This is a genomic window from Pantoea sp. OVA07A (assembly GCF_019969975.1).
Taxonomy (GTDB): Bacteria; Pseudomonadota; Gammaproteobacteria; order Enterobacterales; family Enterobacteriaceae; genus Pantoea; species Pantoea agglomerans.
Genome location: NZ_JAHXYM010000001.1, coordinates 1,085,381 through 1,100,255, shown reverse-complemented (window position 1 = coordinate 1,100,255; position 14,875 = coordinate 1,085,381). Strand labels below are relative to the sequence as shown.

Annotated in this window: 10 protein-coding genes; all 10 read left to right on the top strand. The window is 57.4% G+C overall.

The annotated features are described in order from the left end of the window. The 10 genes from tssF (at position 1) to LC417_RS05175 (ending at position 14,769) form a co-directional block, all read left to right on the top strand. A complete protein-coding gene (tssF, locus tag LC417_RS05220) occupies positions 1 to 1,872 on the top strand; it encodes a type VI secretion system baseplate subunit TssF (RefSeq protein WP_223565576.1) in 1,872 nt (623 codons plus the stop codon). Further along, positions 1,869 to 2,915: a type VI secretion system baseplate subunit TssG gene (gene tssG / locus LC417_RS05215; RefSeq protein ID WP_033757372.1), complete on the top strand. Its 1,047-nt coding sequence runs from the start codon at positions 1,869 to 1,871 to the stop codon at positions 2,913 to 2,915. The genes tssF and tssG overlap by 4 nt, the downstream gene beginning before the upstream one ends. A gap of 54 nt (positions 2,916 to 2,969) precedes the next feature. Further along, positions 2,970 to 5,579: a type VI secretion system ATPase TssH gene (gene tssH, locus LC417_RS05210; RefSeq protein ID WP_223565575.1), complete on the top strand. Its 2,610-nt coding sequence runs from the start codon at positions 2,970 to 2,972 to the stop codon at positions 5,577 to 5,579. A 27-nt stretch (positions 5,580 to 5,606) separates the two neighbouring features. Further along, entirely contained in the window at positions 5,607 to 7,112 is a 1,506-nt protein-coding gene (locus tag LC417_RS05205) for a serine/threonine-protein kinase (protein ID WP_223565574.1), read from the top strand. Positions 7,113 to 7,128: 16 nt separating this feature from the next. Continuing rightward, on the top strand, positions 7,129 to 9,099 hold the full coding sequence (locus tag LC417_RS05200; protein WP_223565573.1) for a type VI secretion system Vgr family protein: 1,971 nt from the start codon (positions 7,129 to 7,131) through the stop codon (positions 9,097 to 9,099). 24 nt (positions 9,100 to 9,123) lie between these two features. Then, on the top strand, positions 9,124 to 10,182 hold the full coding sequence (locus LC417_RS05195; protein WP_033757377.1) for a PAAR domain-containing protein: 1,059 nt from the start codon (positions 9,124 to 9,126) through the stop codon (positions 10,180 to 10,182). Positions 10,183 to 10,205: 23 nt separating this feature from the next. Next, entirely contained in the window at positions 10,206 to 10,643 is a 438-nt protein-coding gene (locus LC417_RS05190) for a hypothetical protein (protein ID WP_033757379.1), read from the top strand. A 20-nt stretch (positions 10,644 to 10,663) separates the two neighbouring features. After that, positions 10,664 to 11,728 carry a hypothetical protein gene (locus LC417_RS05185; protein ID WP_223565572.1) on the top strand — a complete coding sequence of 355 codons (1,065 nt, stop codon included), beginning with the start codon at positions 10,664 to 10,666 and terminating at the stop codon, positions 11,726 to 11,728. A 192-nt stretch (positions 11,729 to 11,920) separates the two neighbouring features. Next, entirely contained in the window at positions 11,921 to 14,410 is a 2,490-nt protein-coding gene (gene tssI / locus LC417_RS05180) for a type VI secretion system tip protein TssI/VgrG (RefSeq protein ID WP_223565571.1), read from the top strand. Beyond that, positions 14,407 to 14,769, top strand: coding sequence for a hypothetical protein (locus LC417_RS05175; RefSeq protein WP_223565570.1), 363 nt, complete (start codon positions 14,407 to 14,409; stop codon positions 14,767 to 14,769). The genes tssI and LC417_RS05175 overlap by 4 nt, the downstream gene beginning before the upstream one ends. The last annotated feature ends 106 nt before the right edge of the window (positions 14,770 to 14,875 follow it).

Genomic DNA, 14,875 nt, shown 5'->3' with positions numbered 1-14,875 from the left:
ATGGACAGCAATCTGCTCGACTATTACAACCGTGAACTGGCCTACCTGCGTGAGATGGGGGCCGAGTTCGCTGCGCGCTACCCTAAAGTGGCAGGACGTCTTGGCATGCGCGGCATTGACGTGGCGGACCCCTATGTCGAGCGACTGATGGAAGGTTTTGCCTTCCTGACGTCGCGCGTGCAGCTGAAGATGGATGCGGAGTTTCCGCGTTTCTCGCAGCGTCTGCTGGAGATGATTGCGCCATCCTATCTCTCGCCAACGCCGTCAATGGCGATCGCTCAGCTGACGCCGGACAGCCGCAAAGGCGACATCACCCAGGGCTTTCGCGTGCCGCGCGGCACCATGATGGAGAGCCAGAACCTGAAAAAAACCGGCGTGACCTGCAGCTACACCACCGCGCACGATGTGGTACTGCATCCGCTGCGCATCAGTGAAGCCAGTCTCGGCGGCGTGCCCGGCGATCTGCCCTCTGGCGAGCTGAAACTCGGCGGTCTGGGCGCGGTCAGTGCGCTGCGTATGCGCATCAGCTGCGAAGGGATCTCCTCGCTGAGTCAGCTTAGCGTGGACGATCTGATGCTGTTTCTCAGCGGCCCGGATATCCAGGCACTGAAACTGCTGGAGCTGCTGATGCAGCACCGGGTGGGCATCGTGCTGCAGTCGGTTGAGAAGCGTCCGCAGCGTCAGGTGCTGACGGACGACGCGTTACAGCAGGAGGGCTTTGCGCCGGAGCAGGCGCTGCTGCCGGACGATCTGCGCAACTTTGACGGCTATCGTCTGTTGCAGGAGTATTTCGCCTTTCCGGCGCGCTTCCAGTTTATCAGTCTGAGCCAGCTTGCCCCGTTTCTGCGCCGCTGCGACAACGCCATGGCGTTCGACATCATCATTCTGCTCGACAAAGCGGACAGCGCGCTGGAAAGCGTGGTTGATCACAGCCATCTGGCGCTGCACTGCACGCCCGTCATCAATCTGTTTCCGAAAACCGCCGAGCGCCTGAAGGTCAGCGACAGCCAGCATGAATATCATCTGGTGGTAGATAACATCCGTCCGCTGGATTATGAGGTGCACTCGGTGCAGCGGCTGTTCGCTACGGTAGAGGGCAAGCGCGAAGAGCAGGTTTTCCGTCCGTTCTGGAGCACCTTCAGCGGTGACCAGGGCGATTACGGCGCCTATTTTTCACTGCGCCGCGAACAGCGCACGCTGTCCGAGCAGGCGCAGCGCTACGGCACGCGCACGGGCTATATCGGTTCAGAAGTCTTTCTGTCGCTGGTGGATGAGCATCACGCGCCGTGGCACGACGAGGTGCGCTATCTCTCCGCTGACGTAATGTGTACCAGCCGCGATCTGCCGCTGATGCTGCAGCAGGATCAGGGTAACTTCGTGATGCCGGACTCCATTCCGGTATCGGAGCTGAAGCTGTGCAAAGGGCCGACGCCTCCGCGTCCGGCGCTGGCCGAGGGACTTTCCGCGTGGCGGCTGATCAGCCATCTGCAGATGAACTACCTCAGCCTGATGGACAGCAGCGACGGAGAAGGCGCGGCGGCGCTGCGCCAGCTGCTGAGCCTCTACGCCAACCTGGCGGAAGCGCCGGTCGCACGTCAGATTGACGGCATCCGCCATTGCACGCTCAGCGCGGTCAACCGCCGCGTGCCGGAGCCGGGCCCGGTGGTATTTGCGCGCGGCGTCAGCATCACGCTGGAAGTGGATGAGCAGGCGTTTTCGGGGGCCAGCCCGTGGCTGTTCGGCAGCGTGCTGGAGCGGGTCTGTGGCCGCCTTGTGGCGCTGAACAGCTTCACGGAGTTCACCCTGAACAGCCAGCAGCGTGGAGAAGTGGGCTACTGGCCGCCGCGCATGGGCCGGAAAGCGCTGATATGAGTGGCGAAAAGGTGATTTCGCTGCCCCGGCTCACCCGTCTGCCGGATGATTTCTGGCAGCGGGTGATGGCCGCGCCGTGGCGTTACGATCTGTTCCAGCTGCTGCGGCGGCTGGATGCGCAGGGCGGTCAGCGCTATCCGCTGGGCCGTGCGCCGCTGCCGAAGTTCGAATCGGTGCGCATCGGTCAGACACCGTCACTGGCGTTTGCGCCCGCCACCGTCGCCAGCGCCACGCCACGTGACGAGGCGGGACGTCATGAGCTCTCCATCTACAGCTTCGGCCTGTTTGGCCCCAACGGCCCGCTGCCGACCCATCTGACCGAATATGTGCATGAACGTATCGTGCATCATCAGGATCACAGCCTCTCGGCGTTTGCTGACCTGTTTCACCATCGCGCCACGCTGCTTTTTTATCGTGCCTGGGCCGATGCGCAGCCGACCGTGTCGCTGGATCGCCCCGACGACAGTCGCTTCCTGAACTATCTCGCCTGCCTGGCGGGAATCGGTTTACCGGCCCAGCAGCAGGCCAGCTCGCTCAGCCTCCATGCCCGGCTGATGCTGGTGGGCCATCTCAGCCGCCACGGCCACGATGCCGAAGGGCTGGTGCGCATTCTGCGCCACTACTTTGGTGTGCCGGTCAGGCTGACGCAGAACCTGCCGCACTGGCTGACGCTGGACAGCCGCGATCAGGCCCGACTGGGCGCGGGACGCCATATGCCCCGGCTGGGCGCTTCTGCGTTTCTCGGCGTGGCGGTGCGCGACGTGCAGCACCGTTTTCGCCTGCACCTGGGACCGCTCAGCGCCGCGCAGTATGCCCGTTTTCTGCCCGATGCCCCCGGCGCGCGTGAAGTACGCGACTGGGTGCGTCACTACCTCGGCATCGAAATGCAGTGGGATCTCAGCCTGATCCTGGCCGCTGACGAGGTACAGGGTGTGACGCTGGGTGGAACTGCCCGACTCGGCTATACCAGCTGGCTGGGGCATGCGCCGCAGCCGCAAGATCGTGAAGATTTTATGTTTGAGGTTGAGGCTGCTTCGCGCTAGCCCAGCCGCTTTTCCTGTTACACAGCCTGCGTCTTTCATTGAAGAGAGCCCCCTATGTCAGAAATCAGCCGTGCCGTGCTATTCGGCAAACTGGATACGCTGTTATTTACCTCGCTGGAAAGCGCCACTGCCTTTTGCAAACTGCGCGGCAATCCCTATGTCGAACTGGTGCACTGGCTGCATCAGCTGATGCAGCAGCAGGATGGCGACTTACAGCAGGTCATCACACATTTTTCACTGGATGAAAAGGCCCTGACTCAGGACATCGTTGCCGCGCTGGATCGCCTGCCACGCGGTGCCAGTGCGGTCTCCGACCTCTCCGAGCATATCGACAGTGCCGTTGAACGGGCGTGGGTTTACGCCTCGCTGAAATATGGCGCGACCCGCATTCGCGGCGGCCATCTGCTGATCGGCATGCTGAAAACCTTCAACCTGGCCAGCGTGCTGAAAGGCATCTCCGGTCAGTTCAGCCGTGTCAACGCCGATGCGCTGCTGGCGGAATTCGACACGCTGCTCGGCAATAGCAAAGAAGCGCAGCAGGCGCTGAGCGCACCGGCGGATGCTGGCGGCGCACCGCCCGCCGCCAGTGGCAGCACGCTGGCACAATATGCGCAGGACCTGACGGCGCGCGCCCGTGAAGGCCGCATTGATCCGGTAACCGGACGTGACGACGAAATCCGCCAGATGGTCGATATCCTGATGCGTCGCCGCCAGAACAACCCGTTGCTGACCGGCGAAGCGGGCGTCGGCAAAACCGCGGTGGTCGAAGGTCTTGCGCTGCGTATCGCGGCGGGCGATGTGCCTGCGCCGCTGCGCGATGTGCAGCTCTGGCTGCTGGACATCGGCATGCTGCAGGCGGGTGCCGGCATGAAAGGGGAGTTTGAAGCGCGACTGCAGGCGCTGATCAATGAGGTGCAGTCCAGCCCGACGCCGATTGTGCTGTTTGTTGATGAGATCCACACCCTGGTCGGGGCAGGCGGTCAGCAGGGCACCGGTGATGCCGCCAACCTGCTGAAACCGGCGCTGGCACGTGGACAGCTGCGCACCATCGGCGCGACCACCTGGGCGGAATACAAAAAGTACATTGAGAAAGATCCGGCGCTGACCCGTCGCTTCCAGACCGTGCAGGTGCAGGAGCCGGATGAAGCCAAAGCGATTCTGATGCTGCGCAGCACCGTCAGCGCACTGGAGAAACATCATCGGGTGCTGTTGCTGGATGATGCGGTCAGTGCGGCGGTGAAACTGTCGCATCGCTACATTCCGGCGCGCCAGCTGCCTGACAAAGCGGTGGCGCTGCTGGATACCGCCTGCGCCCGCGTAGCAGTTAGCCAGGGCGCGCAGCCCGCGGCGCTGGAAGATTGTCTTCACCGTCTGGCGGCGCTGGAGATTGAAGCGGAGATCATTGAACGTGAAATCCGGGTGGGCCTGGGCGACGCCACCCGCCAGCAGGCGATTGCAGCGCAGCGCACTGCGCTGGAAGCCGAGCGGGATGCGCTGCAACAGCGCTGGCTGCAGGAGCGCGAACTGGTCGAGACGCTGATTGCGTTGCGCGCCCGCTGTGTGACAGAAGAGGATGCGGCGCTGCGTGAACAGCGTGATGCGACGCAGCAGCAGCTTACTGCGCTGCAGGGCGACACGCCGCTGCTGTTTGCCGCCGTCGATGCAGGCGTGGTGGCTGCCGTGGTCTCTGACTGGACCGGTATTCCGCTGGGCAGAATGGTGAAGAATGAGATCGACGCGGTACTGAATCTGGCCGATACCCTGAACCAGCGGGTCATCGGCCAGCGTCACGGTCTGGATCTGATCGCCAGACGGGTACGCACCTCGCGCGCGCGCCTTGATAATCCCAACAAGCCGGTCGGTGTGTTTATGCTGTGCGGGCCTTCCGGTGTCGGCAAAACCGAAACCGCGCTGGCGCTGGCCGAGTCGCTGTACGGCGGCGAGCAGAACATCATCACCATCAACATGAGTGAGTTTCAGGAGGCGCACACCGTCTCGACGCTGAAAGGGGCACCGCCGGGCTACGTCGGCTACGGCGAGGGCGGCGTGCTGACCGAAGCCGTTCGCCGTCGCCCCTACAGCGTGGTGCTGCTGGATGAGATTGAGAAAGCCCATCCGGATGTGCATGAGCTCTTCTTCCAGGTGTTTGATAAAGGCTGGATGGAGGATGGCGAAGGCCGGCACATCGATTTCCGCAACACCATCATCATTCTGACCTCCAATGTCGGCACGCAGTTAATCAGCGCGATGTGTGCCGATCCTGAACTGATGCCCGATCCCGATGCTCTGAGCACCGCGCTGCGTAAGCCGCTGCTGGAGGTGTTCCCGCCTGCGCTGTTGGGCCGCCTGCTGGTGGTGCCTTACTACCCGCTCAGCGACGCGATGCTGGCGGAGATTGTGCGGCTGCAGCTGGCGCGCATTGTGCGTCGTCTGGATGATAACCACGGCATTGAAGCGCAGATCGACGAGTCGGTGGTGAGCCAGATTGTGCAGCGCTGCACCGAAGTCGAGTCGGGCGGTCGCATGGTGGATGCCATCCTCACCAACACGCTGTTGCCACAGATGAGCCAGATCCTGCTGAGCGCCCACGCCCGTGATGAACGCTATCGTCGCGTCGATGTGCGTTGTGAGCAGGGTGAATTTGTCTGCCAGTTCGCGGTTTAAAGCCTGGCTATCAGAGAGTAATCGAATATGTCGGAACATGATCAACCCCTGAATGTCCCCAACGCCCTGCCGCTGGGTTACCGCTTCAATGAGTTTGAAATCAAAGAGGTCATCGGCGGTGGCGGCTTTGGCATCGTCTATCGCGCCTGGGATCACCAGCTTGAGCGTGATATCGCCATCAAAGAGTTTATGCCCGCCTCACTGGCGGTCCGTAGCGATGATCTGAATCTGGTGCTGCGCAGCGAACGGTTCAGCAAAACCTTTCACGCCGGACTGAATAGCTTTATTCAGGAGGCGCGTCTGCTGGCGCGCTTTAATCATCCCAACCTGCTGCACGTGCTGCGTTTCTGGGTGCAGAACGACACCGCCTACATGGGCACGGTGTTCTACAGCGGCACCACACTCTCGAACTTCAGCGAACGTAATCCGCAGTCGGTAAATGAGGCCTGGATTCGTCGCATGTTGCCACCGCTGCTGGGCGCGATCAAAACCATCCATGAAGCGGGTTATCTGCATCGCGATATCTCGCTGGATAACATCCAGATCCAGAGCAGCGGGGAGGCGATCCTGCTGGACTTCGGGTCGGCGCGTAAAACCATCGGCAATCTGTCGGATGAGAGCGAGACCATGCTGCGTCCCGGCTATGCGCCGATTGAGCAGTACAGCGACAACGATGAGAGTGAGCAGGGCGCGTGGACCGATATTTACGCGCTGGGCGCGGTGCTGCATACCCTGATCACCGGTGCGCCACCGCCGGTCAGCGTGGTGCGCAGCATCGAAGATAACTATCAGCCGCTGGTGCAGCGTCGTCTGGCAGGCTACTCGTCTGCGCTGCTGAGCGCCGTCGATCGCGCGCTGGCGCTGAAACCGGAAGATCGTCCGCAGAGCATTGATGATTTTGCTGTACTGATGGCGCTGCCGGAACGCGAACCGGAACCGCTGCTTAGCGCAAAAATGAGCGGACCAGGCACCATGCTGGTGCCGATTGAAGAAGAAGAGGAGGTGATCAAACCCGCCTCTAAACTGAAAACGCTGCTGGGACACCGCTTTGCACTGCCCGGCCTGGTTGCCGCTGGCGTGCTGGTCGGCCTGGGCGCCGGTCTGCTGATGTCACGCGGTAACGAACAGACACCGCCGGCTGAGATCGCGCAGAACGACGCGCCTGCCGTCACCGTCGCGCCGGTTAACCAGCCGGTTGCCGCGCCACCGACCCAGGCTGAGGCCCCGCCGGATACCGTTGCCAGCGCACCGGCTCAGACTGCTGAGCCGGTGCAGAACGCCGCACGTGAACCCGATCCACAACCGGCACCACCACCCGCTCCGGTCGCCCAGGTCTATATCCGTCTGCAGCAGGGTGAACGCGTTCAGGTGAACGGTCAGCCGCAGGCGCTGGTGCCGGCGGTGAATGGCTTCGCCACGCTGCAACTGGCACCGGGCAACTACACCTTTGCCATCAGCGGCCAGAGTGGCACCCGCGAACAAACGCTGAACATCAGTGAAGAAGGTGTCTGGTTGCTCGATCCACACAGTTAATAGTCAGGGATTACTTATGTTCTCACGCATTACTGCACAGCTGCCGGCGGACGGCCTGCTGTTCCATACGCTTAAGGGCACCGAGACGCTGTCCCGTCCGTTTGTGCTCACCGCTGAACTGCTGGCCACCGACGCGCGCATCGACCGCCACGCCCTGCTGGGGAAGCCGGTGACGTTTACGCTGCCGACCGACGGGCTGATGAACGCGCTGAGCCCGCGCTACCTCAACGGCAAAATCACCCGGGTGGCGGTGCGCAGCCAGGAGCTGAGCGGCACCCGCTACGCGGTCTATGAGCTGACGGTCGAGCCGGACCTGTGGCCGATGAAGCGCGACCGCAACCTGCGCATCTTCCAGAGCCAGACGGTGCCGCAGATTGTGCAGACGCTGCTGAAGGAGTACGGGGTCAATGTGGAGACGCGTCTGGCGGGCAGCTACCGGGTGTGGGAGTACTGCGTGCAGTATCAGGAGAGCAGCCTGGACTTTATCAGCCGCCTGATGGAGCTGGAGGGGATTTACTACTTCTTCCGCCACGAGGCGGACAGACACACGCTGGTGCTGTGCGACGCGCCGGACCAGCATCAGGCGTTTCCGGGCTATGAGACCATTGCCTATCACGTCACCCCGTCGGGCGGCGTGGTCACTGAAGAGGGCATCAGCCAGTGGTCGCTGGCGGAAAGCGTGACGCCGGGCATCTACAGCACCGACGACTACGACTTCCGCAAGCCGAACGCCTGGATGCTGCAGGCGCGGCAGAATCCGGCGTCGCCGGTGCCGGGCTCGGTGGACGTTTACGACTGGCCGGGCCATTTTGTCGACCACAGCCACGGCGAGTCCTACGCGCGCATCCGTCAGGAGGTGTGGCAGGCCGAGCACCACAGCGTCAGCGGTTCGGGCACGGCTACCGGCATCGCGCCGGGCTTTACCTTCTCGATCATCAACGCGCCGCACTTCAGCGACAACGGCGAGTATCTGGTGACCTCGGCGACCTATGACTTCGCCGAGAACGCCTACGCCAGCGGCGACACCGGCGACAGCCGTCACAACATCCACTTCACGGTGCTGCCGTCGTCAGTGACCTACCGCACGCCGCCCGAAACGGCGTGGCCGAAAACGCACGGCCCGCAGACGGCGAAGGTGGTGGGACCCAAAGGCGAGTCGATCTGGACCGACCGCTACGGCCGGGTAAAGGTGAAGTTTCACTGGGACCGGCTGGCGAAGGGCGATGACACCAGCTCCTGCTGGGTGCGCGTCTCCAGCGCCTGGGCGGGCCAGGGCTTTGGCGGGGTGCAGATCCCGCGAGTGAACGACGAAGTGGTGGTGGACTTTATCAACGGCGATCCGGACCGTCCAATCATCACAGGACGTGTTTATAACGAGGCGAGTATGCCGCCGTGGGCGCTGCCGGCGGCGGCGACGCAGATGGGGTTTTTGAGCCGGTCGAAGGATGGTAACAGCGATACTGCTAATGCGTTGCGTTTTGAAGACAAAGCAGGGCATGAGCAGATTTGGATCCACGCCGAAAAAAATATGGATACGGAAGTGGAAAGCTGTGAGACGCACCATGTCGGTGTGGATCGGCAGAAAAGCATAGGCCGTGACGAAAAGGTCACGATAAAGCGCAATCGTCAGGCCGACGTGGGTGAACATGCGGTGAGCAATACGGGCATCCAGCACGTTATTAATGTTGGCGAAGGCGAAACGGTGCTGACCATGGATAAAGACGGCAATGCGCTGCTTGAAGCCAACACCAGCATTAAATTAAAGGTGAAAGAGAATTACATCTTGATCACCCCCGACGCCATTCAAATCCAGGTGAATACGGGAAATATCCATGCTGAGAGCGAGTTGCAGGCACTGTTTAAAGGCAATAAGCTGACCACCTTAGGTACCGGTAAAGATGCTGAATTAAAGGCAAATGATACGGTAAGCATTACCGGCACGAACATCACCGACATCAAAGGCGCGGTCGTCAATATTAACAGTTAATCGCTTATTGAAAGGAACATCAGTATGGGTATGCCTGCGGCCAGAGCTTCTGTGGATAAAGCGGCTCACGATGGCCCCATTCAGTGCGGCAGTCCTGACGTTATCATTGGTGGATTTCCCGCCGCCCGAAAAGGTGATGAATTTTCGTGTAAGCAACACGGTGGCGGTATTATCGTCAGCGGCTCCGGCAGCGTATTCGTTAACGGTATGGCGCTGGCCCGTCAGGGTGATAAGACGCAGTGTCATGCAGGCGGGGCGACGGCTCCCGCGAAATGTAAACCTGCGCCCCCGCAATACTGGGGAGGCTCGCTGGCGAAGAAGGCTGGTGAGGATGGGATGTTGCATGGCGAGCACTACGATGCGCGAATCTTAGGGGCGTATGCCAGCCTGAAAGACAGCACCAATGATGGTAGTTATGACACTGTGTCGACTGGGTTTTCGCTTGAAAATCTCACATTAGCGAATATGAAAAGTGACGCCCTTTTGAAAGGTGAGTTGCGGAATAAAATAGCGGATGCCAATGCAACTGGCTCACTTTACACCGGTGATAGCGGAATCTATGGCATTAATGGCAAAGCCGCAGCGGCGGGTATGCAATATGGCGCGACGGGCTCAATAGGAACAGAGAACACATTGTATGCCATCGCTACCGGCGATGTGACGCTTGGCACTGCTGATGCAAAAGCGGTTGCAGAAGTATATACCGGCAATAAAGGAAGATATGGGTTCAGCGTTGAGGGTGGCGCAGGTGCAGCGGCAGTGAAAGAGAGCGTTACGGGGAAAGTTAGCCTGTACGGTATTGTAGTAGCTGATGCTAAAGGCGGAGTACATTTAGGCGCAGTAGGTGCAGCAGGAGGTTTAACTGCCTATGCGGATGAAACCGATTACTCAGCTACAGTAAAGCTCTCAGGTAGGTTAGCTTTTATACTGGGGATAACAGGCGAAATCAATGTAAAAATTGCATTAAAACCCCTCCGCGACCTGTTTTTTGGTGAAAGGGATAGTACAGAAAAATCTGGAAGCAATGGTGGTGCAGATGGTGCTATCATCAACGGTTGCGCAACGGTTTTAGTTGGCGGTTAAATAAAGATAGGGTTGATTCTAACATGAAATTTATAGCATTTTTATTTTTCTGGATTGTAACGGTTTATTATGTCTGGAACGGAAAGGATTTTTATAATAAAAAAGAATGGGCAGGATTTGGTAAGAAGTTTGTAGGTGTGCTGGTTGGTATTGTAGTACTTGCCTTTGCGCTCAAAGGATTAGTGTTAGCTATTCCCGGATTTAGTAATGATCTTGCTGGAGATTTAATGGAAGAAATAGGCATTTCTTTTATATTTATTCTTGGCATAAAGTTTATGATTATCATGATTTGCACTTTATTTAGTGGGATTGTGGGTTTTCAAAAAAAATATAATGCTGATAATTATGCCCGAATTTCACCTGCTGCCAGTAAGTTAGTGCCTGGCATGCTCATCTTTGCAAAATGCGTGGTTTCTCTTGGCTCTATAGTCATTTATTACGGCATCTGGCTAGCGAATTAAATTAAGAAGGGAAACAGGCTATGAATTTTGAAACGGACTATACTTTTCCCCTTACGCCGGGTTTCTCTAAAGAAGAAATCGAACAACGCTTCTGGAAATGCCTTTATACATCGGCCAGAGAAGAAATGCTGCATTACTGGGTTGTGCTGCCTAAAAGCCTCAAACCTGTGGAACTGGAGCCGGTTGCCTTCCCTGATGTCGGTTTAACCAATATCGGACGCTACTTAACTACGGATGACTCACTCTATCTGGAAGTTTGGGCCGCGTATGAACGCTGCCAGTGGGAGATGAATGCGTCTGATTGGCTGTTTAAAAAACTCGCCATGATGGGCGAAAAAATCCTGCACCGCCGTCTTGTCGGTAAGGCCTCGGAAAACGGTATTTTTGCAGATGTATTGACCCTAAAAACGCACGCTTCCGGTGACGATGTGATCTCACGATACACTGTTCAAAAAGATTACAATCGGGACAGCGGCGGTGGGAACTACCTCTTATTAAAAGCGTCCTGCGCAGCACGCGACTATCCTTCGCTTGCCAATGACATCTATTTTACAGTGGTTAACTGGAATCTGCTGCACCGCAGTAACTTAGCCATGGCGGAGTTGCTGACCTCGGTAAACCTGTATGGGGAAAACACTTTTAAAATACCGTCTTCATGGCATGCCAGCGTTATTGCTGAGAACAGACTTATCGTCGATCACACGATAGGTGGTGTGAATTACGGGGTCATTAATTTTTACTTTTATTCCGGTACCGTATGCCATTCCGCAGAGGATGCTTTTGAAAAGTCGACGCTACGTTTCCGGGAGCATGAGCATTCCGTCACGCTGGCGGCAAACGAGTTGGAACCCATTCCTAATGATATTAATGCTGCGCTGGGTTCGATATCGACCTGTACAGGTGAACTCTACAGCGACGAAGAGAAAATGCGCGCCTTTTACCAGAGTTACATATTCAACTGTTCAGGCTTGTGGTGCTACGTTGAACTGGTAGGGCAGCACAGGAATGATAAAAGTTATCACTTTGAAGCGAATAAACGCTGCGTAGAAATTATTCTGGCGACACTGAATATCAACGTGAAATAATACTGCTCCTGCCAATTAATCATCTTTTAGCTGGCATTCCGCCTCGTAGCAATGAGTATCATGGCACCTGTTTTTAACTCTTCATGTAATCCGCAGCAACAATAAAAGACGCTTGTCTGACCCACTGGTATTGCCCGGTCGCGGGTAATACCCGGGTTAATTCACCGATTACCATCAGTCCGGGAAATCACTATGTTTGATCGTATCACCGTCCTTCTGCCGGTCGAGGGCCTGCTGTTCCATACGCTTAAGGGCACCGAGACGCTGTCCCGTCCGTTTGTGCTCACCGCCGAACTGCTGGCCACCGACGCGCGCATCGATCGCCACGCCCTGCTGGGGAAGCCGGTGACGTTCACGCTGCCGACCGACGGGCTGATGAACGCGCTGAGCCCGCGCTACCTTAACGGCAAAATCACCCGGGTGGCGGTGCGCAGCCAGGAGCTGAGCGGCACCCGCTACGCGGTCTATGCGCTGACGGTCGAGCCGGACCTGTGGCCGATGAAGCGCGACCGCAACCTGCGCATCTTCCAGAGCCAGACGGTGCCGCAGATTGTGCAGACGCTGCTGAAGGAGTACGGGGTCAATGTGGAGACGCGCCTGGCGGGCAGCTACCGGGTGTGGGAGTACTGCGTGCAGTATCAGGAGAGCAGCCTGGACTTTATCAGCCGCCTGATGGAGCTGGAGGGGATTTACTACTTCTTCCGCCACGAGGCGGACAGACACACGCTGGTGCTGTGCGACGCGCCGGACCAGCATCAGGCGTTTCCGGGCTATGAGACCATTGCCTATCACGTCACCCCGTCGGGCGGCGTGGTGACTGAAGAGGGCATCAGCCAGTGGTCGCTGGCGGAGAGCGTGACGCCGGGCATTTACAGCACCGACGACTACGACTTCCGCAAGCCGAACGCCTGGATGCTGCAGGCCCGCCAGAACCCGGCGTCGCCGGTGCCGGGCTCGGTGGACGTTTACGACTGGCCGGGCCATTTTGTCGACCACAGCCACGGCGAGTCCTACGCGCGCATCCGTCAGGAGGTGTGGCAGGCCGAGCACCACAGCGTCAGCGGGTCGGGCACGGCCACCGGCATCGCGCCGGGCTTTACCTTCTCGATCATCAACGCGCCGCACTTCAGCGACAACGGCGAGTATCTGGTGACCTCGGCGACCTATGACTTTGCCGAAAACAGTTACGCCAGCGGCGACACCGGCGACAGCCGTCACAACATCCACTTCATGGTGCTGCCGTCGTCGGTGACTTATCGCACGCCGCCGGAAACGGCGTGGCCGAAAACGCACGGCCCGCAGACGGCGAAGGTGGTGGGACCCAAAGGCGAGTCGATCTGGACCGACCGCTACGGCCGGGTAAAGGTGAAGTTTCACTGGGACCGGCTGGCGAAGGGCGACGACACCAGCTCATGCTGGGTGCGCGTCTCCAGCGCCTGGGCGGGCCAGGGATTTGGCGGGGTGCAGATCCCGCGAGTGAACGACGAAGTGGTGGTGGACTTCATCAACGGCGATCCGGATCGTCCGCTGATCATCGGCCGGGTTTACAACGAGGCAAGCATGCCGCCGTGGGCACTGCCGGCAGCGGCGACTCAGATGGGCTTTCTGAGCCGGTCGAAGGATGGCACGGCAGACACCGCGAATGCGTTAAGGTTTGAGGATAAGTCGGGTGAGGAACATCTGTGGATTCAGGCGCAGAAGAACATGGATACGCATGTTAAAAATGACGCCAGCCATTCAGTCGCCAACAATCACAGCCACTACGCGGGCGGCAATGAGCTCTACCGTGTCGAAACCAACCGTGTCCACGGTGTAAAAGGGGGCGAAGAGCGGCTGACCGGTAAGGGCAAACTCGATGCGGTGGTCGATACCTATGTAGTGGGTTCGGGGACTAAACTTCGCCTTGAATGTGGAGAGAGTGCTATCGAACTTAATGCGAATGGCCAGATCAATATTGTGGGCAAGGGCTTCAATATTTTTGTGCAGGGTGATGGTCATATCACCACCTCTGGCGGCAAACTGAACCTGAACACGGATGGCGCGAAGCCGGGCACAAGCGCACCGGGATCCAGTCATAAACAAAACATCAGCCAGGCCGTAGAGAATCTGTTCCCGCCAAAACAGAAAGGACAGGCGGCTCCGGCTGCGCCAAAAGCTGCGGCGGCACCGGCGAAAGGGGCGGCTGCACCGTTAGCCAATAACCAGGTTCGAAAAGTACGTCCTTTACCTCCCGAAAAACAAGCATTCTTCGATAAAGTGTATGCTGCTGCTCAGGAAGATGAAAAGAAAACCGGCGTTCCGGCTAAAATCACCACGGCTCAGGCAATTCTAGAATCTAACTGGGGTAAAAAAATGCCCACTGATATCAAAACTGACAAGGTGAGTAACAACATTTTTGGGGTCAAGGCACATGGCTCACCGAATTATGTGGAAGACTGGACACATGAGAATATCAACGGAAAACGTGTTGCAGTACTGGATAAATTTGCCAGTTATGATTCAATTGACGAGAGCATTGAGCAGCACTCCCAGTTTTTGATTAAAAATCAAAGGTATAGTAGTTTGTTCAACTCATCTGACCCGGTAGAATGGGCTAAAGGTTTACAGGCTAAAGGGTATGCAACCGATCCTAACTATGCCAACAGTTTGATTTCCGTGATGAAAGGGAGAGGATTACTATGATTAAAATTTTATGTGCATTAGTGCTTTCATTACCACTAATGGCCTCCGCCAATGATTTCTGCAAGAATTTAAGTAATGAGGCTAACATTAAAGGCGTGAGTTTCGACAATACAGATAATGTATACAAAGTCGGCGGTGAGGGTAGGTTGTATTTCTATTCTGCCCCAAATGAAAAATGCTTAGAAAAAGAAGTTTTTGTTGTCCCCGGCAATCAATTATATGCTTACGTTGAATACGGAAAATATTATAGTGTGATGTATGTAACTAATGATGGAAACCAGGTTGATGGGTGGGTTAAAAAAGACAGGTTAGTAGAAACACACACTGGTATAGCACCAGATTATGATGCGAAAAAATAGTTACTTTCTTTTTAAGAAGTGATGGTTAGCGTCATTGCCGATTACATGAAGTTTTGTGGTGATATTGCATTATTATTTTGTAATGTCACCCTTGGTTTTTCTAATA

Excerpts from the sequence above, each read along its gene's own strand:
- LC417_RS05200 (WP_223565573.1), top strand. The coding sequence starts at position 7,129 with ATGTTCTCACGCATTACTGCACAGCTGCCGGCGGACGGCCTGCTGTTC.
- LC417_RS05205 (WP_223565574.1), top strand. The coding sequence starts at position 5,607 with ATGTCGGAACATGATCAACCCCTGAATGTCCCCAACGCCCTGCCGCTG.
- tssH (WP_223565575.1), top strand. The coding sequence starts at position 2,970 with ATGTCAGAAATCAGCCGTGCCGTGCTATTCGGCAAACTGGATACGCTG.
- LC417_RS05195 (WP_033757377.1), top strand. The coding sequence starts at position 9,124 with ATGGGTATGCCTGCGGCCAGAGCTTCTGTGGATAAAGCGGCTCACGAT.
- tssI (WP_223565571.1), top strand. The coding sequence starts at position 11,921 with ATGTTTGATCGTATCACCGTCCTTCTGCCGGTCGAGGGCCTGCTGTTC.
- LC417_RS05175 (WP_223565570.1), top strand. The coding sequence starts at position 14,407 with ATGATTAAAATTTTATGTGCATTAGTGCTTTCATTACCACTAATGGCC.
- tssF (WP_223565576.1), top strand. The coding sequence starts at position 1 with ATGGACAGCAATCTGCTCGACTATTACAACCGTGAACTGGCCTACCTG.
- LC417_RS05185 (WP_223565572.1), top strand. The coding sequence starts at position 10,664 with ATGAATTTTGAAACGGACTATACTTTTCCCCTTACGCCGGGTTTCTCT.
- tssG (WP_033757372.1), top strand. The coding sequence starts at position 1,869 with ATGAGTGGCGAAAAGGTGATTTCGCTGCCCCGGCTCACCCGTCTGCCG.
- LC417_RS05190 (WP_033757379.1), top strand. The coding sequence starts at position 10,206 with ATGAAATTTATAGCATTTTTATTTTTCTGGATTGTAACGGTTTATTAT.